Source organism: Kordia sp., from assembly GCF_050633145.1.
Lineage (GTDB): Bacteria > Bacteroidota > Bacteroidia > Flavobacteriales > Flavobacteriaceae > Kordia.
In genome coordinates this window covers 25741-48681 of sequence record NZ_JBOEFY010000006.1, presented here as the reverse complement: position 1 = coordinate 48681, position 22941 = coordinate 25741, and the positions used below count along the sequence as shown (strand labels likewise).

Below are 22941 nucleotides of genomic sequence, written 5' to 3'. Positions count from 1 at the left end.
GATGTCTGAAAATACAAAAGGTTGCGTTGAAAACGCAAATTATTTTTTACCGAACACAAAATTTAAACTACTTTCCGCTGCGTCATTTGTAATATTGTTGCCAATAAAATAACCAATACACAGCCTACTAAATTTAACCATAAAAACGGCATAATGTCAATATACCAAATGCCTATGACCAGCACTTGCGTAATTAAGGCTCCTGTAAAAACAGCGTTTCCTTTTATCTTTTTAAAGAAGAAAGCTAATAAGAAAATACCCAATACATTTCCATAAAAGATAGAACCGATAATATTTACTAATTGAATTAAATTTTCAGCCAAACTAGCGAAACAAGCAATAATAATAGCAACAATTCCCCAACCTAAGGTGAACATTTTTGTTGCTTTTACATAATGTGCATCGTCTTTTTCTTCTTTTAAATTTCGCTTGTATAAATCGATAGAAGTAATAGTTGCCAATGCATTAATTTCTGAAGCTGTAGACGACATAGCTGCCGATAGAATTACGGCTAGTAATAATCCAATTAATCCGTGTGGTAAATATTTTAAAATGAACGAGATAAACATATAATCACGGTCATTGGTTTCGCTATCTTTTGCTGAGCTTTTATACAATGTTTTAAGTTCAGCTTTCTTAGCAATGTATTCCTCGCTTTTTGGATTCTTTGCGAGTGCAAGTACTTCTGCTGATAGTTTATCGTAATCCGCACTATATTCAGGATCAATTGTACGTTTTATTAAGTACTTTGATTCTGCTCTGTATGTTTTTTCAATACTATCTAAACGTAATAAATTTTTCTTGTCAGCATCATTGTATGACTTTGCCAATTGTAAACTCACCGTTTTTTTCTTTTCGAATAATACAGCTTGCTTTTCTTGTAACGTTTTGTATTCGTCGCTATATTCTGAAGCCAATACTTTTTCTGTAGAAGCATCAATAAAGTTTAACGGAGCAGGATTGAATTGATAAAATACAAATACCATGATTCCTACCAAAAGAATAAAAAACTGCATTGGTACTTTCAACAATCCGTTGAACATCATTCCCCAACGCATTTCTTTTACAGATTTCCCCGAAAGATAACGTTGTACTTGACTTTGATCGGTTCCGAAGTAGGAGAGTGCCAAGAAACTTCCTCCAATAATTCCTGTCCAAATCGTATATCTATTATCTAAATCGAATGAAAAATCTAATACTTCCATTCTTCCACTCGCACCAGCAATATCAAGCGCACTTGTAAAACTTATATCATCAGGAATTAAATCTAAGGTGATAAAAAGCGCCGCAAACATTCCTGCAAAAATTACGAACATTTGCTGTTTTTGAGTAACACTTACAGCTTTAGTTCCTCCGGAAACGGTATAAATAATCACTAAAACACCAATGATAATATTTAAGGTCACTAAATTCCAACCTAAAACAATTGATAATATAATAGCAGGTGCAAAAATCGTGATTCCAGCTGCCAATCCACGTTGAATAAGGAATAAAATTGCTGTTAAACTTCTGGTTTTTAAATCGAAACGATTTTCTAAAAATTCGTATGCGGTATATACTTTGAGTTTGTGATACAGTGGAATGAACACCATACAAATAATTACCATTGCAATTGGAACACCGAAATAGAATTGTACAAATCCCATTCCGTCGCTAAATGCTTGTCCTGTGGTTGATAAAAAGGTAATGGCACTTGCTTGTGTTGCCATAACTGACAAACCGATAGTCCACCATTTAGTAGTACTTCCACCTCGTATATAATCTTCTGCGTTTTTACTTCCGCGTGTTTTCCAAGTTCCATAACCAACAATTGCGGCCAATGTTCCTATTAATACAGTCCAGTCTAATGCTTGCATGTGATTTGTGGGGTTATGAAAAAATATTCATGATTAGGTAAAAGAAAAGGATATACGCCAAATTGGCTACCAAAATGATTGTATACATTTTTTTCCAGACAAATTTTTCAGTATTCATGGCTTAGTTTTTTAGTTCCTTTTTAGTGATTACTTGTTCTTTTCCAACAGAAATCATGTTTGTAAAGAGTTTATATGCACCAGGAACGCCCGCAGGCAATTCGCGGAAGAAACTCAATCCTGTATAGATGTAGTTTCCTTTTCCGTATTTGGCAATTAACAAACTTCCTTTTTTAGCAGTTTCTCCTTTGTCATGCATGGAAAGTATTGGTGTAAACTCATTTGCCCAACTATTTGGGAAATACAATCCACGTTCTTGTACCCAACCGTCAAAATCTTTGGCTTCTATTTTGTTTGGAAAGTTTACAATAGAATGGTCTTTTGCAATTACTTCAACCTTGGCGTTTTCGTCTGTTACACGATCTCTAGAAAGTTGTAAGCTAAATGGTGCCAATTCATCGCGCTCTACTTTTATACGGCGATTTGTATTGTACTGAACAATTACATTTCCACCATTTTTAACGTAGTCTAAAATGTATTTTTGTTTGAATTTTAATTCATCAACAGTATTGTAGGCACGAATTCCTACGACAACTGCATCGTATTTTTCAAGCGATTCGCCACTGATTGTAGATGGATCAATTATTTCTACATGATATCCAATTTGACGTAAACTTTCAGGAATGGCGTCTCCAGCACCTTGAATATACCCAATATACTGTCCGCCTTTCTGAATATTTAAACGAACCACTTTCGTTTCTGAAGGTAATAAAACTGATTGTTTCGGAATATGATCGTATTCAATTTCGTTTAACGCTTGCGTGTATTTTTTATCCCCAATATATACTTCTGGAGTTAGTACACCTTCACTTTGCGTTGAAGGCGGCACTACGGTAAACATTAAGGTAACTTCGTCTCCTTTTTGCTGAATGTTCACTTTTTGCTTTGCAGGATACACTTTCCAGCTATACGGATGTTTGATAGATACATAGCCATCAACATTATCTTTTCCTGCCTTTACCGTTACCGGAATTTCTTTGGTTTTATCATTTGAAAAAATAATTACCTTGTCTTTAAAGTTAGCAGTAACTTCTGGTAAAATTTCAAATGGTTGATACAATTCTCCTTTATCTGGTTTTGAATAACGATAGACAACAGGTTTTGTAATTGTAATTGATTTCCCTTCAATTTCTAGATTAAACTTAACCATTGCTGGCCTTGGTGTTTCAGGTAATCCGCGTAACTGTTGATCGGCTACGTTGTACATTCCTAAAGTTCCTTTTTCAAATAACCAATATGGTGCAGAATACGTATCTGTTGCTAAATTTGCTTCTAGTGAAAGGTTTTCTCTTTTGTTTGCTGCTAAATTTAAGTTCTGTGGAGTAGTTTTTTGATCGCTAGTTGAAGTCATTGAAATCAACTTGATCGTTGCATTACTTCTGTTTAGCGCTTCAATATTCACGGCTACATTTGCTCTAGGCGTTCCGCTTGATGCTGTCGCAGAAGCTTCTAAGTACAATCCGGCGCAAGCCTGAATAATATTTTCAATCTCAGCAAGCTTAATCGTTTTCCAATGATCGTCTTCTAAGTTTTGAATCATTCCATAAGCTTTCATCAATTGTGGTAAATGTGAAGCAGGATTTACAAAGTCAAAATCTTTTTCAATAGCATATAATATGTTTCCAATGGCCTTTCCGCCTTTTACACGACTCCAAGAAGTATCAATTCCTGAAAATATATTGCTTTTATCTTTAGGGAAATCACCTTTTAAAAACTCTACATATTCTTGTTGCGTTCCACGCGAAGTCAATCGTCCAAAACCTTGACATAAATGTTGACTACTTGCAATAGAAGCCAATTCGTTGTTTGACAATCCTTTTAGTGGATAATACACACCAATATCAAAATTCAACATTTTACTTTTATCAGCTTTCTCAAATTTTTCACGACTTCCATAGAACCACCAAGACGTGTTAAAAAATAATCGAGTTGGTTGCCAAGCATCGTATGTTCCTAATTGAGAAGTGTATTTTGTTTTATCGCCAGCCAAATCAAAAGCTTCCATACTCAACATGGCAGAAGTTGTATGATGTCCGTGCGTTCTTCCTGGCGTTCTATGATCAAAACGATTGATAATTACGTCTGGTTTAAATTTTCGAATTGCCCAAACCACATCGCTTAATACTTCGTCTTTATTCCAAATATCTAACGTTTCATCTGGATGCTTAGAATATCCAAAATCATTTGCACGTGTAAACAGTTGCTGCCCGCCATCTACACGACGTGCTGCAAGTAGTTCTTGTGTACGAATAACGCCAAGTTGTTCTCTAATTTCAGGTCCAATTAAATTCTGTCCACCATCACCACGTGTCAATGACAAATAGGCTGTACGTGCTTTTACATTATTAGACAAATAGGCGATGAGTCGTGTATTTTCATCATCGGGATGCGCTGCGATATAAAGTGCAGAACCTAAAAAGTTCAATTTTTGTACTTTCTCGTAGATTTGGTTGGAGGAAAGTTTATCAGGTTTTTGAGCAGAAATTGTAGAAATAAAAGCACAATTCACTAAAATAAACAGTAATAATTTTCTCATTAGGAAATATTTGGTTCAGTTAGCATCAAAAATAGAAAAGTTCATGTATTGAAGCCTATTTTTAACGTTCTTTAACTTTCGTCGAAATTGAGTTGAGAAACCAACAGATTTATTACTAGACAATATATCTAAAGTCAGTACGATGATTTGCTTCGCTTTTTTTTGACTTCTATATTTATCATAACTTAAAAATATATAGTATGAAAAAAAGAGTGTTAAAAAATTTGAACCTTAACAAAAAGTGCGTGTCTAAGTTTGAATATCAATTTGTTACAGGAGGAGTTGGTCCTACAAAAAATAAAACCTGTAGAGGAAAAGCAACCTGCTTCTTGTGTGAGTAACTTTTAAGTGATCTTCGGGTCACTTTTCTTTTTTCTAATAAAAAAAGCGGACCGAAGCCCGCTTATGTATACAGAATGTATATTTCATCTATTCACAACAAAGTGTTGGACGACGACTTTCCGGAAATGGACAGTCGAGCCAATAGCAAGTTCCTACATTTTCTGAGTAACATTGTCTATTATTAGAATCACGTCCACCTTTTGGAGCGGAAGTATCTAAATTAGAGATAGACTTTTTACTAAGTTGTAAACTTTTAAAATTTCTTTTTTTCATAAGTTTATGATTTTAACAATTAGTATCTGTGACTTTTTCTAAGCTTCACAATCTTCCCAGTCACAAGAACCGCCAGAGCCACAACCGGCTTGTGTAGGGCAACCATTGGTGTTATTTCCAACGCCGCCACCGCCATTGTATGGACAGTAGCAATCACTCATAAAATCAGGATCTCTAGATGGGCAATCTTGCCAAAAACAAGAACCATTTTCAGATTGATATCCTCCTTTTGAAGTATTCATTTCTAAGCTTGAAATTGATTTCTTATTAAGCGTTAAACTTTTTAAATTCTTTTTTTTCATGATTCATTTTTTTTAAAATTAGCAAATGCAATTAGAGTTAAACAGACAGTTTGTTTCAGTTTTTCCTTCATCACAGATAATAATACTTTCGGCATGACAAGCGCGTCCTGTAGCTCCTACAATGCTTTTAGTTTCTAAGCTTGAAATTGAATTCTTGTTAAGTTGTAAATTTTTTAAATTTCTTTTTTTCATGGTAAACTGTTTTAAATGAGTTAAATAATTTTAGTAACATGCATAACATTGGTTATTATACCAAACAATTCCCCAGCCAAAACAACGATCTTGCGGCCAGCTAATCGGTATTCCACCTGTTCCACCACATGGCTGTGAAATAGGCCTAGGTCTCATTCCACCTACTACCTTTTGTGCTTTTTTACTCAGAACTTTCGTTCCTTTTAAATTTGAAATGTTTTTTAACATGATTATAATTTTTTGGTTAACGTTTAAAATTTAAAAAAAATGAACTTAAACTTAGTATGGGAATGCCTTACTTAACATTTGAGCAGCTTTGATTTCGTTATATTCTTAATAATTTATGTAGTTTTGAAAAAATCGATTAAACCATATAATTACAGAGACATTCATGACTATTTTTAAAAAAACTGCTTTTTTACTACTTGCTTTATGTGTGGTAAGTTGTTCAAATACCGAAAAAGAGATGGGAAAAACGAGTTCGTATGCAAACGATACGCATTCGTATGCAAAACCTAACGAAGCTGTAGCGAAACATTTATTGTTAGATATTAACGTAGATTTTGAAAAAGAAATCATCAAAGGAACCGCGAGGTATACAATTGAAAGTACAAATGCTACCGAAATTATATTTGATGCGAAACATTTAAAAATTCAGGAAACTTTTGTCGATGGAGAAAAGGTGAAGTTTTCGCTTGGCGCGAATGATCCTGTATTGGGACAACCATTGTCGATTCCTATTAAAAATGACTCCAGAACGGTTTCAATCACTTACGAAACTACCGATAAAACAGAAGCATTGCAGTTTTTAAATCCGCAGCAAACGGCCGATAAAGAACATCCGTTTTTGTTAACGCAAGGACAAGCAATTTTAACACGAACATGGATTCCTATTCAAGATAGTCCGCAAGTACGATTAACATATACAGCCAGAGTAAAAGTGCCAAAAGAATTGTTGGCAATTATGAGTGCTGAAAACCCGAAAGAAAAGAATGAAACTGGACAGTATAGTTTTGAAATGAAACAACCAATTTCACCCTATTTAATTGCGTTGGCAGTTGGTGATTTGGTGTATAAAGAAATTAGCCCACGAACTGGAGTATATGCCGAAAAGTCAATGATTGATAAAGTGCATTACGAATTTGCAGACATGGAAAAAATGGTGAATGCTGCCGAAAATTTATATGGTAAATACGCTTGGGATCAATTTGATATAGTGGTATTGCCGCCTAGTTTTCCGTTTGGCGGAATGGAGAATCCGCGATTGACTTTTGCAACACCAACTGTAATTGCTGGTGATCGAAGTTTGACAAGCTTGGTAGCACATGAATTGGCACATTCTTGGTCTGGAAATTTGGTTACGAATGCTACGTGGAACGATTTCTGGTTAAATGAAGGATTTACAGTGTATTTTGAAATGCGCATTATGGAAGCTTTATATGGAAAGGAACACGCAAACATGTTGGCTTCTATTGGTAGACAAGATTTAGCAGAAGAAATTGAAGGTTTTCACGATCAGCCAGAAGCAACACATTTAAAGCTAGACTTGAAAGGGAAAAATCCTGATGATGGAATGAATAGTATTGCTTATGATAAAGGATATTTGTTTTTGCGCACTTTAGAAGAAACTGTTGGGCGCGATAAAATGGATGTTTTCTTAAAAGAGTATTTTAATAGACATTCGTTTTCGACTATGACTACAGAAAAGTTTTTGAAGTATTTGAATACTGAATTGTTAGAAAAAAATAATGTAGAGTTTAATGTAAAAGATTGGGTTTATAAAGCAGGAGTTCCAAAGAATGCCGCTACAATTACATCCGATAAGTTTCAAAAAGTAGAAGAAGCTATTGCAAAATGGGAAAAAGGAACACTGAACGAAACGGAATTGTGTAAAAAAGACTGGAATATTCAACAAAAAATTCACTTTATACGAAACATTCCAAAAGAAATTTCTATTGAAAAATTTACAGCTTTAGATACTGCTTGCCAATTTTCAACAGCTACAAATTCATACATCGCAATGGTTTGGTTTGAACAAGCTATTAATCATGATTATCATGCAAATAATGTAGATCAACACATAGAAAACTTTTTGATGACAGTTGGTCGTCGTTGGTATGTTTCTACGCTATACAAAGCATTTAAGCGTAATGATAAACTGGAAGATGCAAAACGTATTTATGAAAAAGCACGTGCAAATTATCATTCGGTTACTGCAAATACGATTGATGATATGTTAGGAATTTCGAATTAGGAGAATTACTGAATATTAGATTGAATTAATTGATTTTTAGGTTTTTATTCTAAAAACAATTGACGAAAAATTATCTGATAAGTGGAAAAGCTAGATTATTACGCTGAATTTTACGCTTATCAAATGGTAGTGTTTCTGCTGCATTTAAATAATTTTGGTTTGGATACGCATGATCAGCCATCTGTAGAATGATAAACATTTTCATTCTATCAGCTTTTTTAATCGATGGATGTGGCCATGGTTTTTTCGGATCAGTATATGGTATAAGATAATCAAGTCCGGTTCGTAGACGTGAATTTTCATCATTTGCATTATAAATATCTACACCAACTTTTTTAGCTAAATGTGCTACAAGAAATATGGCATGTAGATTATAAATACTGTAAAAAAGTGGTCGAGTACGCGCCATTTCTTCAGGCATTGAACCATCTGGTTTTATCTGTGAAAAAAGGCGATTGCGAATAAAATTTTGCGCCACTTGAGTAGCTGCATCATTATTTCCAGAATACAGTGCAAAGTACATAGCTTGAACATCATAAAACGAACCATGATTATTTTTTGAAGCGGCTTCTTCAAGTGCCATTTTGCTAGTTGTTAACCATTCAAAATATGCTGCTGCCCAATCTTTCAATTTTTTATGTTCGGCATTACTTAACGCTGTAGAACCTTTAATAAGAATAGCACCTTCAAAAGCGCCTATCATTAAACGACCATCTAGTACACCAGATTTAGTTCCGTTATTATGACCAAGTCTACATTGTGCGTGATTAACATTTGGATTCATACGAGTCGCTGCGTCAAGAAACCAAACACGAAGTAATTCAGCCGCTTTTACAGCGTATTTCTCTTTTCCAGTTAAATAATAGGCGAGTCCAAGAGTTTCAGTACAAGAGCTTAAAGCTCCAATTCTTTGCCTGTCAGAATTTTTTAAACTTTGACTTTTAGGATTGGTTTCACCATCACGCCAAATATAAGGTAATCCATCAGGTTTAGTAGGATCAGGCCACCAATAACGACTGTAACTCGCATAGTCATGTTTGTCTCCACTAGGCGGAAGTTTTTCTTTATCAGTTACAGAAAATGGTCCTTTTAGAAGCGCAGCTTCTGCTTCCTTTATGAGTTGGTTAAAAGCATATTTTAATTTTGGATCGTTAGCATCAATTCGGGTTTTTGTGCGCATTAGGTATTCCATATCCATTAAAATGGTTTCCGTGTGTTGATCGCTGACAACGGTGCTTTTGCACATACATGTTAGCAATACTGAGAATAGGAGTATAATTTGTAAACTTTTTTTCATTAAAGAGATTGCTTTAGCCAGCTGTACAATAGTAAGTAACAGATATGTTTCTTAATGATTCCGTTGTTACTTCGTTTCTTAAAGTTATGAGCCTAGTTGAAGTTAAAACTACAATATTCTTATTCAAAGTCAAATTTATCTCATGAATTTTGGATACTCTTAATCATAGTTAGCATGATGGATCTATATATTGTAGTAATAGATTATCAATAAAATATTGGAAATTTCTAATTCGTATAATCAATTGAGGTGAGCTCAAAAATCTATAAAAAAAAGAAAGGATACAATAAGGGCATATTGTATCCTTTTTTTAATGAGATGATATCTAAGCCAGCAGGTTAAGCGTGGAATTATGACTTAAATATACTTAGTAAATAATTTATCAGATTATTACTTTCAATTTCGGGAAATTCCTAAACTTTTAATTACGGTTTTACCGTACAACCACTACTTGATTGCATTGATATGTTTTGTTGTTTTGTAGGATTATAACCCTAGTTCTTTTCTAAGAATGCTGTCTTTTGCACTATTTTTAGACCAATATGGACTTTTTAACTGTTTGATCTTCGTTGCTTTAGTAGCCATTCTTTTTTCTGATTTTCCATGACCTACCGTAGTAGTCTCTGTCCATCCAATAATGTCATAAGGAAAGCTAGAGTTGAATTTTATGGCAAGTTTTCTTTTCAATTTTGGATAGTCTAATAAATAGATCGAATAGTTTCCGGTGGTATTCATAGTAGCGTTGACTTCATACGCTTTTAGCGGAATATGTTTCATGCGCAATACTTCGAAAGCAGGAACTATTTGTAGAGTTCCTAGTGGTAATTGTGAAGGATCTATTCTGAGTTTTGTCCACAATTCATCTTCTAAAATTTCTTTCTCGATAGAAAACTTCTGGTCAGATTCACTTTCAAAATACGAATACGATTGTATATCAAATTTTTCTCTGTTATTCAATTGTGTAAATACATGTCCGCACCATTCTTGCATAGAAGAAGTCACTTTAATAGCATGTACATTGTTGCTAACTGGATAAAATGTACTCGTCATTACACTATATGGATATATACCTGTATAGAACTTTTTGGTAGTATTTAATTTTAAAACAGGAACGTTATTTGCGCGTTGCTGATCAGCTTTCACTTGTTTTTCGGGGTTAAAATCTTCGGTAACATATACCAATACAGCTTTTCCTTTGTGAATTTCGCCGTAGCGCACTTGTTCCAATTCAAAAGAAGTAAGTTCTGCTTTGCCAGCATACCAATATTTATTGAATGCTTCTGAAGTTGCTTGTGCAGCTGGTTTTATTTCTACTTTTTGAGTAGTAGGAGTTGAAGCTACATTTTCATTTTTCACATTAGAACATGCGATAACGGTTCCAACTACAGTAATTGCTGCTAAAACAAGTTGTCGGGAAATAGATTTCATCGTTTTTTTATAAAGATATTTAAAAACGATGATATCGCCAACGCTTTAACAATGTGTTAAAACAATTTCAATGTATTTTTTCTAATTCTGAAACTTATGATAATAATAATCAAAAGACATAAAATTGTTGCAATGACATACACGAAATTAGTAGAGGTTTCTGCTTGTAATTGAATAGTACTTGCAGTATTGAATGCAACTGCATTATCTAACAATGCGCTAGGTTCAGGAAATGCAAACGCAGGATCAAACGAAACTTCTGCAATTTCGGGTGTATTTTGTATGCTTTCTTGCGAATGCACAAATTGCAAGGAAGAAAAAAGACATGAAATAATAATACAGGGTATAAATTTTTTCACTTACGGGGTTGTTTTTTTTAGGGAATCTCCTCTAATTTACAGAATGTTAGCGAAGATTCCGAATTTTATTTCTGAGATTGCGTTTTTAATGTATGAATTGCACTAAATTTTATATGAACGGTAAATGAATTGTTTGTTTTCAATTCAAAACCGCTCATATAAGTAACAACTCGAAACGTAAAAAACCGACATTGCTAGTTTTTTATAATTGTAATAGTTTTATGTTTTTTTAGTTTTCTGGCAATCTCTCTTGTATTTGATAAGTGCTAAAGTTTAGAAAGTTTCCTGGATGCGCTAATACATTTTGAAGAATAAAAGGTGAATCAGGTTCGGTTCCTGTGTATTGTGTTTTGCCATCCATATTTATATCGTGAGTATTATATCCACTTACAATATATGTTGGGAAATTAAGAAAGTTACCTGAAGCATTTAATACTTCTGACAAAATGCTAGGAACATCTGGGTTCGTTCCTGAATATTGTATAATATCATCTCCATTTACATTTCCTGCCCAAAGTGCCATCGTATTATTGGTTGATTGTACTTGTGCATGAGATCCAAAGGTTAAAAATGTACTATTTGTAAAATTGACTATCGTTGTGGTAGCTTCTACAAGCGCAATTGGATTTGCAGACATTACACTCAAGTGATTACGATGTTTAACAACTACATAATGATTGCCTGATGCTGCATTTAATACCAATGTAGAGCTGCCATCTACTGCAACTATATCTCCGTCACGTTGTAATAATGCCGATGTTGATGTTATTATTTTTGTAGTATCATCTCCCTGTCTTAACTCTACCCAAACCCAATCTACAATAGCATTGTTGCCCGTAACGGTAAATACCGAAGCATCTACGGTAGCATTGTCTGCATAAGGACTTGTCGTTGGAATATAATTATTTGAACGTAAATCGTCATTCATTAAGCCCGCGATGTTTGGACTGAATAAAGGGCCTTGCAAAAAAACAATTGGACTTATTTTAATTTGAAAACGTGCATTTATAAATCCTTCTGAAATGTTGATGTTTCCTTGAAATTCTCCTGTAAAGGTTTCTCCTAAAGTGTATACTATTTGATGATTTCCTGTAGTATACAAATCACCACCACTGTCAATACTACTTTTTAATAATTGTTGTCCAAAAACAGTATAAGAAACTAGGAATGTACTTATGAGTATTATATTTTTCATGCTATACATACTTTAGTTTTCTTGATATTGAATCTGAACAGATCGTACATGAGTATTTGGTACATCCCAATTTTGTCCACTTGAAGGAACAACTCTTAAAACATATGAATAGTTTTCATTATCAATAACTACTGAGAGTCCAGTTACAATTTCCGATCTATTACTATTTACATTTCCAGAAGTTGTAAATATGTCTAGCGTAGCTATTGAGTTACCAGTATCATTTGGAACGCGATATAAAACAAACTGTAAATTTGTACTTGTCGAATTATCTAAATAGTTAGCAGTATATCCAGTAATAGTAGCTCCATCTGGTAAATGGATAGCTGAAGTTATCGCTCTTTCTGGGAGGTTGTCTAGTAAGTATACTGATACTAAACTTTTTCGCATTTCCGCATCAGGAAAACTAGCTTCAAAGTCATATGGACTTAAACAATAATGTTTTGTCACATAACTTGTGACTACTAAATCACCATTAGCATTTACTTTTACATCACGCGTTCCTGTACCAGACAAGTCTTCAATATTGACAGTACCATTTCGCATTACTTTAAAAGCTGTATTTCTTAACGAAGCGCCCAAAGGTCCAGGAGATCCATTTCCAACCATAAATACTGCATTGATATCATCTACATTATGTCTTCCTACAGCAACAGCCGAATTTCCAGAAGCGATCGTACGTTCCCCTAAAGCAACAGAATTGTCTCCTGTAGCAATGGTATTCAATCCAAAAGCAGTAGAGTTTGCGCCTATATTTGAATCGTTCCAATAAGATGAATCAAAAAGTCCACCAAGTGTTGTTCCCGATCTTAAAGCGCCTTTGCTTTTATCAAAAAATAAGCGTGAGTCATCTGTATTTGTAGAAAAATCATTTTCAAATTGATTGGAGCCAACAATGATACTTCCATTACTTTTTACAACAAATGCATTTTGACGTTCTGTATCGCTTGTTCCATTTCCCACAATTAAGGAAGCATTTGTGTCTTCTATGTTATATGTACCATTTACAAACTGACTTGAGTTATTCGATTTTGTACCAACACCCACAACTAATGAAGCATATCCACTGGCAATTGTGCCATCACCTAAAGCTGTAGCATACGATACAAGTGCTTGCGTATCTTTTCCAAAAGCTGTTGTTCCCACGCCACTTGCACGTGTATTTCTTCCAGCAGCAAATGAATATAGACCACGATTTGCATCATTCCACTGTGTGCCATCTACTGAACCAACTCTAAACGCTACTTTCGATTTGTCAAAAAATAATCGACTATCTAAATTGATATTATTTTCATCTTCAGTGTTTGTGCTTCCTATGACAAAATCTGCATTTGTATTGGAGGCAGTAATTCTATTTGGAGTAGATTCTGAAAAAGGACTCGCATCTTCTGTCGAACTTACCGTTTCTGCATGTAATGCGTATGGAACTGTTTTAAATTCGGTTGTACCAAAATCGACAAAACCACTTCCTATATTTATTTCTGTTTTTACAAAATGTGTATCAAATCCCCAATTTATAGTTTGAAAATCTCCAGAAATATTTACACCTTCACCAATATTTACAATCACAATTCCGTTTGCATTCGTAGTTGTTGTATGTGTTTCTTTGTATACTTCATTGGTTGCCATACTTCCTTCCAGAATGGTAAACTGAATTGTAATGGATTGATTGACCAAATGTGAACCATTATTGTCTGTAATTACTGCTTTGTAATTGATTCCGCGTGTTTGTGAAAACGAATTTCCAACATGAAAAATGATCAGTAATAGTACTAAATATCGCGTTTTCATTTGTGAGCTAGTTTTTTAATAATTTGAATGTTTTTGATTGTGTATTGGCTGTAACTTCAACTAGATACATTCCAGAAGTAATCATAGAAATATCAATAGATTTTTGAGAGTTATCTATGCTGCCTTGAGCAATTAAATTTCCAAGTGTATTGTAAATTCGATATTGCAAACGATTTCTAATACCCGAAAACTGAATAGTATTTGAAGCAGGATTTGGATACATAGACATCGTTTCTACCTTAAAATCGGTACTACTTAACACACTAGCATCTTGCAGACTCGTAAGCTCATTTCCGTTTCCAGATTTTGTTCCTGAGAACCAAATTTTATTTTGGAATTCAATCAATGAGAAAGTAGAAATTAATAAGATTTCTTCTGAATTTCCAGTTAATACTTCGGTTCCTGCTGGAGTTCCATCTGTAACCCATAATTGTTGTGAATCAAAGTAAAATAGCTTGTTTGCATAATTAATTGCTTTTGAAAAATCGATGGATTCTCCTGTGTCTGTTGAACTTACGGCTTTTACAGTTCCACTTTCTGTTCCATCAGTTTTCCACAATTCAAAGTCAGATGTTGTATTGTCGGAAGCAGCAAAGTACAATTCGTTGTTGTAGATGGTGAAGTTTGGCATATTCAATCCGCTAGCAAGATTGTCGGTATCAATATCTTTTACCAAGTTTGCGGTTGTTCCATTGGTTTTCCAAAGTTCAGATCCTATAATTTGTCCAGAAGTTCCGCTATAACTTCTCGCTTTAAAATACAATTCGTTATTAAAAACGGTCAAATCAGAAGGGCTGCTTCCAAAACCAAATGCAGGATTTAGGTTGTTTGGGAAAATATCATGCTTTATGGTTGTTCCTGCAAAAGTTCCATCAGAAACCCACAATTCGCGTCCTTCTGTAAAAGTATCATCACCAGAAACAAAGTACAATTCGTTATTGAACACCATCATTTCCGCAATATTTTTCAAACTGCTACGTACAAGTTCTGTATTGGCAGTTGTTCCGTCAGTTTTCCACAATTCGCCATTTCCGCCACGATTCACATAAAAATAAAGCAATCCGTTATACACAGTTCCAAGGATGCTTTTTCCAGAAGTGCTAATAAACGAAGGCGCACCATTGGTAGCATCTTCAAAATTCTTTACGGAAACTGTTCCAGTTGGTGTTCCGTCAGTTTTCCAAAGTTCAATAGAAGAATTGGTGCTTCCGCGAAAGTATAATTCACCATTGTATTCTACAAACAATTGATTGTCGTCATTCGAATTAAAATCCAAACCACTAGATGAGCCAGCGCGAATATCTTTTAATAAAATCGTTCCTGCATCAGTTCCATCCGTTTTGTATAATTCTGTACCAACGCCAGAAACAAAAGCTGTAAAGTACAATTCGCCGTTCATTACGTATAAAGATTCAGGGGAATAACCAGCACCGCTATTTAAATTACTAGCTATAATTTGTGTTCCTGCGTCAGTTCCGTCACTTTTGTATAGTTTTTTGAATGATGGCGTTATTTCAAAAGCTTGAAAGTACAATTCGCCATTAAATTCGGTTATATATTTTGGAGAACTTCCATTGCTTCCAGACCAGATATCGATTTGCTCAAACGTATATTGAGCGTTTACCTGTAGCCCGAAAAGAAATAGAAATCCGAGTAGTGTTTTTTTCATTTTGTATTTTTTGAGATTATTTTCGTCTAGATTCGTTTACGGTAAACTCAACTTTTACAGTAGTTTCTATCGTTTGCTCGGAACCATCGTCGTTTCTAATTTTCATGGTAAGTGTATCTTCAAAATGACCAGAAACGGTTCTGCGTTTTTTGACAATTCCGTCTTTCCATGCAGATACGTTAGTGATGGTTGTTTGCGTGCAACCAGTAAAATCACCATCAATACGTTTGTACGATTTGCTATTGTTGAGGTCAATAAAGTTTAAGCTTCCGCAACCCGAAGTACTTTTTTTAGGATTGTGCGTTCCAGCGACAGCTTCGCCCATAAAATAACGATTGATGTAATGTACTTGAAAACCATCTTTAGTCATCAATTTAGAGGCGTTTACATTGCTAGCGTCTTTAAATAATTCCAAATTTGCTTGACTTGCGTAATTTCCTTTTTCAGGATAAAAAGTATGTGTTCCTTGTAAAGGTCCATCACTAAAAGTAATAGTGATAAAATGTTTTTTACTTTGCGAAAACGCTATTGTGCTGCACAATAGGAATGCTATAAATATATGTTTCATAAGTTTTGTTTTACATGGAAGTATATGCGTCTGCGTCAATTTTTACAGTTGCGCTCGTATCAACTTTAATTACTTTGATAGTACCACTTTCGTTGGATGCGTTATAGTGTAATTCTAATACAAAACCTTCAAATGGACCTTCTTTCTTCATCCCTAGAATTGGCACAAATTTTTGTTTGATCGGAAAGTTTTTTGCAACCCAAGCATGCACTTTTCCACCTTCATTTTCATAAGAATATTCGTGACAGGTATATCCGAGAATCGTTTTGGTGTTTCCTGTTTTTTTCAAATCATCGTGTTGTGGCATTTTATCTGAATAGTCCAATTGCCCAAGTTCTTCTTGTGAAACTTTCTTTTTAATCTTCATACCTGGCATGTCCATAAACATTGTACTAGACGTAGGCGTGATGACTGCATATACTTTTCCGCCAGAATCATCGCCATCATTGTTTAATTTCATACAGATGACTTCTGCGTTTTTACTATCAAATAAAAAATCGAGTTGCGCTTTTTCATTGTCCTCTGTTTGCATTTCTAGTGTAATGCTTTGATTGAATGTGTACGATTTACTAGCCTTGCTGCCTTTGTTATTTTTTTTATTTCCCAATACTTTATCGAGCATTTTGTCGGCTGCTTTTTCAGCTTCTTCCGTTGCTTTTTGTTCTATCTTTTGCTCTACTTTGTTTTCTACTTTGTTTTGAATTCGTTTTAAGAGTTGCGAATTCGCACTTTGTGCCACTAAAAAGAAGCCTATACAAGTGCAAGTTTTAAAAATTGTGTTCATGATTTATTACGTTTCGTTTCCTCTTTATATATTTACAATGGAAAAGGTTAACAAAACTCATTTTTAAATTTTTTCGTTAACCTTTTGATTTGATTTTACACTGAATGGAAAAGCAACAATTAAGTTTACAATCGAGACTGCGCAATGATGATAAAAAAGCATTGGAAGAAGTGTACGTGACTTATAAAGATGCTTTTGTGAATTATGGATTGCGATTCAATTTGGATAAAGAAGACCTTATTGACGTATATCAAGACAGTGTGATTGCCATGTATCAAAACTTTATTACCAAGCAAACACATATTGAAAATAGTACATTAAAGACCTATTTGTTTAGTATTGGAAAACATAAAATTTATGATCGATTAAAAGAACGAAAACTTTTAGTAGGCGGAATTGTTGTGGAAGATGATTACGAGGAAATAGATTTGAACGAAACGACTTTGACTAATGAACAAGAACTATTGCGCAAATATTTTAGTCATTTGGGCAAAAGCTGTCAGCAGGTTTTAAAACTGTTTTATTATCGCAGTTTGAGCATCAAAGAAATAGTGAGTCAAACAGAATACAAAGATGCAAATACGGTAAAGAGTCATAAATCTAGGTGTATGAAAAAGTTAATAGCATTGATAAAACAAGATTGATGGAACAGGAAGAATTGATTCAAAAATACATTCAAGGCACGTTGAATACAGCGGAGCAAGTACAATTTGATGCATTGTTACAAAACGATCTTGATTTTGCTCAAAAAGTAACTGAACACAAAAATTTGCACAGTGCTATCAAAGCAACTGAAAAAGACGATTTAAAGGCACATTTGCAACAATTGGAAGCAACTCAGAACGAATCTGACACTTCAAAAAAGCCATTCAATAAAAATATACGTTTGGCAATTGCTGTTGTATTACTATTGTTTTTTGGATTGATCGGAAACTATATCATTCAGCAAGCAAATATGAATGAAACCTTGTATGCAACGTATTTTGAACCGTATCCGAATGCATTACAACCTATAACACGCGGGCAGCAAGATGCTGATGTATTTTCTAAAGCTACACAAGCTTATGAATCAGGAAATTATGAGAAATCGGTACAGTTGTTTGATGTAGTCTTGGCTGGTTTAGATAATCCAAGTACAGACATTTTGTTTTACAAAGCAATGAGTTTGCTCAATTTAGGTAAGGAAACAGCAGCTTTAGATATTCTTAGAGAAATAAAACATAAAAAAACACGATTTGCACCACAAATTTATTGGTATGGCGCGTTGATTCATATCAAATTTGACGAAAACGAGAAAGCTTTAAAAGCCTTGGAATATTTGGATACTCTTGAAACTACCTTTAAAAACAAGGAACGCAGCGTGTTAAAAAGTAAATTAAAATAAACAGGAAACTCTTTCATTTTTTTATACTAAACTAGAACCGTAATTCATAAATAACGATTACAAACTTGTTTTTATGAGCTTATGATTTATGAATTGTAAATGACTTTTCTTTTTTAAGCATTCATTATCAACTAATTTTACGCTGTATTTAATTAGAAAATATAATTGTAAAAAAGTTTCCAACTTGGCTATAGGGTAATAACTAGTGGGAGGAATAAGAACTTCGATTTATATTCAACATATTATATACTACAAGATTCCCATCCTTTTTTAGGACATCCAGCTTGTACTTGTAAATAATATGATAAATACCTTAGTTCATAAAAGTCGGAAGTTTTACTTTCGACTTTTACTTTTATAGACGATTCGTTAAAACAATGTTTCAATCTCAGAAAGAACTTTATATACCAAATGCGTTGGCAAGCCAACCACATTTGCATACGAACCTTCTATGCGTGAAACTTTGGTATAACCAATCCATTCTTGAATGCCGTAGGCGCCAGCTTTGTCGAAAGGTTTAAAGTTATTGACGTAATACCAAATTTCATCGTCTGTCATGGTTTCAAAAGTCACTTTGGTAACTTCATACACTACTTTTTGCGAAGTCGCAGTGGTAAAGCAAACAGAGGTAATGACTTCATGAGTTTTTCCACTCATGAGGTTAATCATGTCAAACGCTTCTTGTGCATCTTGTGGTTTTGCTAAGGAAGTATTTTCATGCCAAACAACCGTATCAGAAGTCACTAAAACTTCGTTGTCTTTTAATTCTTCTTTGAAAACAGACGCTTTCAATTTGGCTAAATAATCTGAAATTTCGTGGTGCTGCAACTGTTCAGGATAGATTTCATCTACTGATTTTAGACGAATTTCAAAATCCAATCCTAAATCTTTAAAAAACTGTTGCCTTCTTGGCGAACCAGAAGCTAAAATGATATGGTATGTTGAAGAAAGTGTGTCTAACATAATTTATGGTAATAAAAGCGCAATTTTATCAACAGAATCAAAATAATAAAGTACAAGCGTAGACAAAATTCCAAACAGCATAATTAGTTTTAATAGTAATGACAACATTCGGTATTCATATTTGGTATCTGCTTGCCAAATTTTAATGATAAAGTAGAGTAGAGGTAATAATATGGTAAACAACACATAAATTGTAGTCACCGTTTTTCCCTCCAAATAAATACTTGTCATGTATAAAATATAACAGATTAAAACACCTGCCAATACCGCTACTATTTTATTGACTCTATTTCTTCCTAAAATGATTGGTAAAGTTGTAATATTTGCATTGTAATCGCCATTAATGTCTTCAATATCTTTCACCATTTCTCGCATTAAATTGATTAAAAATGCGAAGTTTGCGTACACATTTATAGCGATGAGCGAAACTGGAATGAAAAGATTCATGTGTTTACCACGAACCGTATGTTCTTTGTTAAAAGCAATCAAGATTAATAAACTACTGGCTACCAAAAGCGAAACTACAATATTTCCGACTACAGGAATTCCTTTTAAATGCGAACTGTATATAAATAGCAATATGGCTATTCCGATGAAAATCAGAGAAATCCACGAACGATCAATTGTGAAACCAACGTAACTTCCCAAGCCAACTCCCACGAAAGTGAACAATAAATAGAGTACATATGCACTTTTCTTAGAGATAAATGTACCAATAAATAGTTTGTGTGGTTTGTTGATGCGATCTGTTTTTACATCAAAAATATCGTTGATGATATTTCCGCCTGCAGCAATCAAAATCGTCGCAAATACCACACAGGAAAATAAGTTAGTTGATATATAGCAATCGTTAAAAGGAAGAATCCAATAGTAATAAAAAAGGAATTGCGTCAATGCAATCATGACCAAGTTTGGAAAACGAATGAGTTGAAGAAACTTCGCCATGACTTGTTGATTTAATCGTATTTAGCGTCAAAATTCTTATCCCAAGTTCCTTGTACACGCATTACTTGAGAAATGACGTCTCTTGCAGCACCTTTTCCGCCATCGACATGCGAAATGTATTTGCAAATTTCCAATACTTCGTAGGCTGCATCTTGCGGACAACATGACAAACCAACTTGTTTTAGTACAGGAATATCTGGAATATCATCGCCCATGTACAATACATTTTCAAGTCTCACATTTTTTTGGGTAAGATACTCTTCTAATTGCACCACTTTTTGATGCGCACCTAAGTAAATATCTGTAATACCTAAACCTTGTAAACGCTTGCGAACACCTTCATTGGTTCCGCCAGAAATGATACACACATTATAACCTCTAGTTACAGCAGCTTTTAATGCATAACCGTCTTTAATGTTCATACGACGTAGCATTTCTCCAGATGAGGTTACCGTTACAGTTCCATCCGTTAAAACGCCATCTACATCAAAAATAAGCGTAGTAATGTGGTTTAAATATTCTTTATAGCTTTTATCTTCCATAGGTTTTTGAAATTGATTGTGTGAGCAATGTATATATTTCTTTGTGAATGTTTGTATCTAATATTGCTAAATGATCGTTAATCGTTTTATCATCGCCGCGTTTTGCAGGTCCAGTCTGTGCCATATACGGCGTTAACGTATTAATTTTGTTTGCAGTTTCCTGAATGAGTGGATTTAAAATTTCGAAAGGAACATTGTTTGTTTCACAAATTTCATGTGCAATTCGGTATAAATGATTGCTAAAATTATTCACAAATACTGCGGAAACATGCAATGCACGACGTTGTTCCGAACTAATTTTATACCAAGTACTTCCCATGGCATCTGCAATTGCTCTTAGAATTTTAAAATCAGCTTTTTCGCCTGTTTCTAAACAGATTGGAATCTTAGAGAAATCGACTTTAGTTCCTTTGGTAAAGGTTTGTAGTGGATAAAACACACCACGTCTATTCTTTTTGTGTAATTCGTGCATGCTAACACTTCCAGACGTATGCACTACCAAACGATCTGTAAATCGCAACTTATTCGCAATGCTTGCAATGGCATCATCCGCCACAGCGATTACATACACATCCGCTTCAACAAGATCTTTCAAACTCATTGTCGTTTGCATGTCTTTAAAATATTTTAGTGCTTTTTCAGATCGATTATATACCTGAACAACCGTTATGTTTTCTGTAGCTTGAAATACAGTATATAAATGTTGTGCAATATTTCCAGCACCTAAAATAACTACTTTAACCATTCCGCAAAAATAAGAACACTTTGTGGTTTTCAAAACATTCGTACCCTACTTTTCTATAGATTGATTGTAAAAGCAACTCAAACACAAAACATTTCACCATGTAAAAAACCGAAATATGACCAATATCATATTTTAAGACTTTGAGAGTGTAGATATTTGTCAAGAACAAAACAAAAATATAATATTATGACACTATATACGCAATATTACAACGAATTTCAAGAGAAGTACACTATGTACATCCCATTAACAATTATACTGCAAAGTTGTATAGGAGGAATTGCAACTATGTATATTTTAATGAACGGACTAGACACCATTTCAAGTCTTGCACAGCTATTTTTATGTGTGATACTTACTTCGTTTTATAATGCAGCTATTTTAGCACAGTTAAAAGGTAAAATTGTATTTAACTTATTATTAATGAGCTTGTTGTTTAATATGTTGTTCATTGTGATTAATACGATTTAGTTTTTTCAAATTGAAAACAACGTAGTTATATATACAACAAAACAATCCATCTAATGTGGGATTTTTTAAAAGTGCATAAATACATAATTACACTAATTTGGGTTGGAATGGTATTGGCAATTAGTTTTATGGAAGCGCCACTCAAATTCCAATCTGAATTGGTAGATACACGTGTAGGTGTTAGTATTGGAAGAATCATTTTTACGATGCTCAATAGAGTAGAAGTGATTTTTTTAGTAATCTATACTATTTTAACATTGGTTTCTGGAAACTTTAAAAGAAGCTATTTACTGCATATGTTGATTGCTATTATAGTGATTCAAACATTTATACTACTTCCTTTTTTAGACGATAGAGCTATACAAATTGTAGCGCATCAACCTGTAGAAGATTCAATTTTACATATCAATTATGTATTGCTAGAAATTATAAAAGTAATTGTATTATTGTGGGTAAGTATTTATGAAATAAAAAAACAAGCCAAGCGCTCATGAAGCACGACATACAAAACAGAACAGATGTTCATCTATTGGTGACTACATTTTATGTGAAGATTAGAAAGGATGAAGTTCTTGGACCAATATTCAACAACCGTATTCATGATTGGAACTCGCATTTAGAGCATTTGACAGATTTTTGGGAAAGCAGCTTGTTCTTTGTCAACAAATACAAAGGAAATCCTTTAGAAAAGCATGTTGAGGTCGATGTAGCAGTTGGTAATGTTATAAATGAACATCACTTTGGAATATGGCTTAATTACTGGATTCAAACCTTAGACGAACTCTTTGAAGGTGAAAAAGTAAGCATTGCAAAAAACAGAGCTCGTAAAATTGGAACTTTCATTTATATCAAATTGTTTGAAGCTAGAAGCACAAAATAAAATACTTCCACTTAAAATATTCGTAACGATTACCAGTTATAATTTTAA

The 22941-nt window shown here is 33.9% G+C and carries 24 protein-coding genes; 6 read left to right on the top strand and 18 right to left on the bottom strand.

Features of this window, described 5'->3' with window-relative positions; all coding sequences use genetic code 11:
* Nucleotides 1–62 precede the first annotated feature (62 nt).
* The 6 genes from ACRBBL_RS04485 to ACRBBL_RS04460 all read right to left on the bottom strand — a co-directional run bounded on the left by ACRBBL_RS04485 (nucleotide 63) and on the right by ACRBBL_RS04460 (nucleotide 5846).
* Complete coding sequence (locus ACRBBL_RS04485) at nucleotides 63–1856, bottom strand: sodium:solute symporter (RefSeq protein ID WP_431367822.1); 1794 nt, start codon at nucleotides 1854–1856, stop codon at nucleotides 63–65.
* 121 nt (nucleotides 1857–1977) lie between these two features.
* Nucleotides 1978–4509, bottom strand: coding sequence for a PIG-L family deacetylase (locus ACRBBL_RS04480; RefSeq protein ID WP_431367821.1), 2532 nt, complete (start codon nucleotides 4507–4509; stop codon nucleotides 1978–1980).
* Between the two features lie 429 nt (nucleotides 4510–4938).
* On the bottom strand, nucleotides 4939–5124 hold the full coding sequence (locus ACRBBL_RS04475; protein WP_431367820.1) for a hypothetical protein: 186 nt from the start codon (nucleotides 5122–5124) through the stop codon (nucleotides 4939–4941).
* A 38-nt stretch (nucleotides 5125–5162) separates the two neighbouring features.
* Entirely contained in the window at nucleotides 5163–5426 is a 264-nt protein-coding gene (locus ACRBBL_RS04470; protein ID WP_431367819.1) for a hypothetical protein, read from the bottom strand.
* An 18-nt stretch (nucleotides 5427–5444) separates the two neighbouring features.
* Nucleotides 5445–5618, bottom strand: a complete 174-nt coding sequence (locus tag ACRBBL_RS04465) for a hypothetical protein (RefSeq protein WP_431367818.1) — start codon at nucleotides 5616–5618, stop codon at nucleotides 5445–5447.
* Between the two features lie 30 nt (nucleotides 5619–5648).
* A complete protein-coding gene (locus ACRBBL_RS04460; RefSeq protein WP_431367817.1) occupies nucleotides 5649–5846 on the bottom strand; it encodes a hypothetical protein in 198 nt (65 codons plus the stop codon).
* Nucleotides 5847–6009: 163 nt separating this feature from the next.
* Between ACRBBL_RS04460 and ACRBBL_RS04455 the strand changes: the two genes are divergently transcribed.
* Nucleotides 6010–7872: a M1 family metallopeptidase gene (locus ACRBBL_RS04455; RefSeq protein WP_431367816.1), complete on the top strand. Its 1863-nt coding sequence runs from the start codon at nucleotides 6010–6012 to the stop codon at nucleotides 7870–7872.
* Between the two features lie 70 nt (nucleotides 7873–7942).
* Here ACRBBL_RS04455 and ACRBBL_RS04450 read toward each other — a convergent pair whose 3' ends face one another.
* The 8 genes from ACRBBL_RS04450 to ACRBBL_RS04415 all read right to left on the bottom strand — a co-directional run bounded on the left by ACRBBL_RS04450 (nucleotide 7943) and on the right by ACRBBL_RS04415 (nucleotide 16963).
* Entirely contained in the window at nucleotides 7943–9169 is a 1227-nt protein-coding gene (locus tag ACRBBL_RS04450) for an alginate lyase family protein (RefSeq protein WP_431367815.1), read from the bottom strand.
* A 486-nt stretch (nucleotides 9170–9655) separates the two neighbouring features.
* Nucleotides 9656–10597: a septum formation inhibitor Maf gene (locus ACRBBL_RS04445; protein ID WP_431367814.1), complete on the bottom strand. Its 942-nt coding sequence runs from the start codon at nucleotides 10595–10597 to the stop codon at nucleotides 9656–9658.
* A gap of 56 nt (nucleotides 10598–10653) precedes the next feature.
* Nucleotides 10654–10956, bottom strand: a complete 303-nt coding sequence (locus tag ACRBBL_RS04440) for a hypothetical protein (protein WP_431367813.1) — start codon at nucleotides 10954–10956, stop codon at nucleotides 10654–10656.
* A gap of 229 nt (nucleotides 10957–11185) precedes the next feature.
* Nucleotides 11186–12151: a hemagglutinin protein gene (locus ACRBBL_RS04435; protein WP_431367812.1), complete on the bottom strand. Its 966-nt coding sequence runs from the start codon at nucleotides 12149–12151 to the stop codon at nucleotides 11186–11188.
* Between the two features lie 12 nt (nucleotides 12152–12163).
* Nucleotides 12164–13942 (bottom strand): hypothetical protein, encoded by a 1779-nt coding sequence (locus tag ACRBBL_RS04430; RefSeq protein WP_431367811.1) that lies wholly within the window; start codon nucleotides 13940–13942, stop codon nucleotides 12164–12166.
* Nucleotides 13943–13949: 7 nt separating this feature from the next.
* Nucleotides 13950–15611, bottom strand: a complete 1662-nt coding sequence (locus ACRBBL_RS04425) for a T9SS type A sorting domain-containing protein (RefSeq protein ID WP_431367810.1) — start codon at nucleotides 15609–15611, stop codon at nucleotides 13950–13952.
* A 16-nt stretch (nucleotides 15612–15627) separates the two neighbouring features.
* Nucleotides 15628–16179 carry a hypothetical protein gene (locus ACRBBL_RS04420; protein WP_431367809.1) on the bottom strand — a complete coding sequence of 184 codons (552 nt, stop codon included), beginning with the start codon at nucleotides 16177–16179 and terminating at the stop codon, nucleotides 15628–15630.
* Nucleotides 16180–16189: 10 nt separating this feature from the next.
* Nucleotides 16190–16963, bottom strand: coding sequence for a DUF4412 domain-containing protein (locus ACRBBL_RS04415; RefSeq protein ID WP_431367808.1), 774 nt, complete (start codon nucleotides 16961–16963; stop codon nucleotides 16190–16192).
* Nucleotides 16964–17067: 104 nt separating this feature from the next.
* Here ACRBBL_RS04415 and ACRBBL_RS04410 point away from each other — a divergent pair, with 104 nt between their 5' ends.
* Nucleotides 17068–17607, top strand: coding sequence for an RNA polymerase sigma factor (locus tag ACRBBL_RS04410; protein ID WP_431367807.1), 540 nt, complete (start codon nucleotides 17068–17070; stop codon nucleotides 17605–17607).
* Nucleotides 17607–18347, top strand: a complete 741-nt coding sequence (locus ACRBBL_RS04405; protein WP_431367806.1) for a tetratricopeptide repeat protein — start codon at nucleotides 17607–17609, stop codon at nucleotides 18345–18347. The genes ACRBBL_RS04410 and ACRBBL_RS04405 overlap by 1 nt, the downstream gene beginning before the upstream one ends.
* Before the next feature lie 369 nt (nucleotides 18348–18716).
* Here ACRBBL_RS04405 and ACRBBL_RS04400 read toward each other — a convergent pair whose 3' ends face one another.
* Genes ACRBBL_RS04400 through ACRBBL_RS04385 form a run of 4 tightly spaced genes read right to left on the bottom strand, consistent with a single transcriptional unit; the run spans nucleotide 18717 to nucleotide 21575 of the window.
* On the bottom strand, nucleotides 18717–19310 hold the full coding sequence (locus ACRBBL_RS04400; RefSeq protein WP_431367805.1) for a Maf-like protein: 594 nt from the start codon (nucleotides 19308–19310) through the stop codon (nucleotides 18717–18719).
* A 3-nt stretch (nucleotides 19311–19313) separates the two neighbouring features.
* Complete coding sequence (locus tag ACRBBL_RS04395) at nucleotides 19314–20255, bottom strand: geranylgeranylglycerol-phosphate geranylgeranyltransferase (RefSeq protein WP_431367804.1); 942 nt, start codon at nucleotides 20253–20255, stop codon at nucleotides 19314–19316.
* Between the two features lie 11 nt (nucleotides 20256–20266).
* Nucleotides 20267–20797, bottom strand: a complete 531-nt coding sequence (locus ACRBBL_RS04390) for a KdsC family phosphatase (protein ID WP_431367803.1) — start codon at nucleotides 20795–20797, stop codon at nucleotides 20267–20269.
* Nucleotides 20787–21575 (bottom strand): Rossmann-like and DUF2520 domain-containing protein, encoded by a 789-nt coding sequence (locus ACRBBL_RS04385; RefSeq protein ID WP_431367802.1) that lies wholly within the window; start codon nucleotides 21573–21575, stop codon nucleotides 20787–20789. The genes ACRBBL_RS04390 and ACRBBL_RS04385 overlap by 11 nt, the downstream gene beginning before the upstream one ends.
* A gap of 153 nt (nucleotides 21576–21728) precedes the next feature.
* Here ACRBBL_RS04385 and ACRBBL_RS04380 point away from each other — a divergent pair, with 153 nt between their 5' ends.
* The 3 genes from ACRBBL_RS04380 to ACRBBL_RS04370 are packed head-to-tail and all read left to right on the top strand — an operon-like array spanning nucleotide 21729 to nucleotide 22893.
* The gene (locus ACRBBL_RS04380; RefSeq protein WP_431367801.1) at nucleotides 21729–22013 is read left to right on the top strand and encodes a hypothetical protein; all 285 of its coding nucleotides are present in this window, start codon (nucleotides 21729–21731) and stop codon (nucleotides 22011–22013) included.
* Nucleotides 22014–22066: 53 nt separating this feature from the next.
* Nucleotides 22067–22507, top strand: a complete 441-nt coding sequence (locus tag ACRBBL_RS04375) for a hypothetical protein (protein WP_431367800.1) — start codon at nucleotides 22067–22069, stop codon at nucleotides 22505–22507.
* Nucleotides 22504–22893 (top strand): group III truncated hemoglobin, encoded by a 390-nt coding sequence (locus tag ACRBBL_RS04370; RefSeq protein WP_431367799.1) that lies wholly within the window; start codon nucleotides 22504–22506, stop codon nucleotides 22891–22893. The genes ACRBBL_RS04375 and ACRBBL_RS04370 overlap by 4 nt, the downstream gene beginning before the upstream one ends.
* Nucleotides 22894–22941 lie beyond the last annotated feature (48 nt).

Excerpts from the sequence above, each read along its gene's own strand:
- ACRBBL_RS04485 (WP_431367822.1), bottom strand. The coding sequence starts at position 1,856 with ATGCAAGCATTAGACTGGACTGTATTAATAGGAACATTGGCCGCAATT.
- ACRBBL_RS04480 (WP_431367821.1), bottom strand. The coding sequence starts at position 4,509 with ATGAGAAAATTATTACTGTTTATTTTAGTGAATTGTGCTTTTATTTCT.
- ACRBBL_RS04475 (WP_431367820.1), bottom strand. The coding sequence starts at position 5,124 with ATGAAAAAAAGAAATTTTAAAAGTTTACAACTTAGTAAAAAGTCTATC.
- ACRBBL_RS04470 (WP_431367819.1), bottom strand. The coding sequence starts at position 5,426 with ATGAAAAAAAAGAATTTAAAAAGTTTAACGCTTAATAAGAAATCAATT.
- ACRBBL_RS04465 (WP_431367818.1), bottom strand. The coding sequence starts at position 5,618 with ATGAAAAAAAGAAATTTAAAAAATTTACAACTTAACAAGAATTCAATT.
- ACRBBL_RS04460 (WP_431367817.1), bottom strand. The coding sequence starts at position 5,846 with ATGTTAAAAAACATTTCAAATTTAAAAGGAACGAAAGTTCTGAGTAAA.
- ACRBBL_RS04455 (WP_431367816.1), top strand. The coding sequence starts at position 6,010 with ATGACTATTTTTAAAAAAACTGCTTTTTTACTACTTGCTTTATGTGTG.
- ACRBBL_RS04450 (WP_431367815.1), bottom strand. The coding sequence starts at position 9,169 with ATGAAAAAAAGTTTACAAATTATACTCCTATTCTCAGTATTGCTAACA.
- ACRBBL_RS04445 (WP_431367814.1), bottom strand. The coding sequence starts at position 10,597 with ATGAAATCTATTTCCCGACAACTTGTTTTAGCAGCAATTACTGTAGTT.
- ACRBBL_RS04435 (WP_431367812.1), bottom strand. The coding sequence starts at position 12,151 with ATGAAAAATATAATACTCATAAGTACATTCCTAGTTTCTTATACTGTT.
- ACRBBL_RS04430 (WP_431367811.1), bottom strand. The coding sequence starts at position 13,942 with ATGAAAACGCGATATTTAGTACTATTACTGATCATTTTTCATGTTGGA.
- ACRBBL_RS04425 (WP_431367810.1), bottom strand. The coding sequence starts at position 15,611 with ATGAAAAAAACACTACTCGGATTTCTATTTCTTTTCGGGCTACAGGTA.
- ACRBBL_RS04420 (WP_431367809.1), bottom strand. The coding sequence starts at position 16,179 with ATGAAACATATATTTATAGCATTCCTATTGTGCAGCACAATAGCGTTT.
- ACRBBL_RS04415 (WP_431367808.1), bottom strand. The coding sequence starts at position 16,963 with ATGAACACAATTTTTAAAACTTGCACTTGTATAGGCTTCTTTTTAGTG.
- ACRBBL_RS04410 (WP_431367807.1), top strand. The coding sequence starts at position 17,068 with ATGGAAAAGCAACAATTAAGTTTACAATCGAGACTGCGCAATGATGAT.
- ACRBBL_RS04405 (WP_431367806.1), top strand. The coding sequence starts at position 17,607 with ATGGAACAGGAAGAATTGATTCAAAAATACATTCAAGGCACGTTGAAT.
- ACRBBL_RS04400 (WP_431367805.1), bottom strand. The coding sequence starts at position 19,310 with ATGTTAGACACACTTTCTTCAACATACCATATCATTTTAGCTTCTGGT.
- ACRBBL_RS04395 (WP_431367804.1), bottom strand. The coding sequence starts at position 20,255 with ATGGCGAAGTTTCTTCAACTCATTCGTTTTCCAAACTTGGTCATGATT.
- ACRBBL_RS04390 (WP_431367803.1), bottom strand. The coding sequence starts at position 20,797 with ATGGAAGATAAAAGCTATAAAGAATATTTAAACCACATTACTACGCTT.
- ACRBBL_RS04380 (WP_431367801.1), top strand. The coding sequence starts at position 21,729 with ATGACACTATATACGCAATATTACAACGAATTTCAAGAGAAGTACACT.
- ACRBBL_RS04375 (WP_431367800.1), top strand. The coding sequence starts at position 22,067 with ATGTGGGATTTTTTAAAAGTGCATAAATACATAATTACACTAATTTGG.
- ACRBBL_RS04370 (WP_431367799.1), top strand. The coding sequence starts at position 22,504 with ATGAAGCACGACATACAAAACAGAACAGATGTTCATCTATTGGTGACT.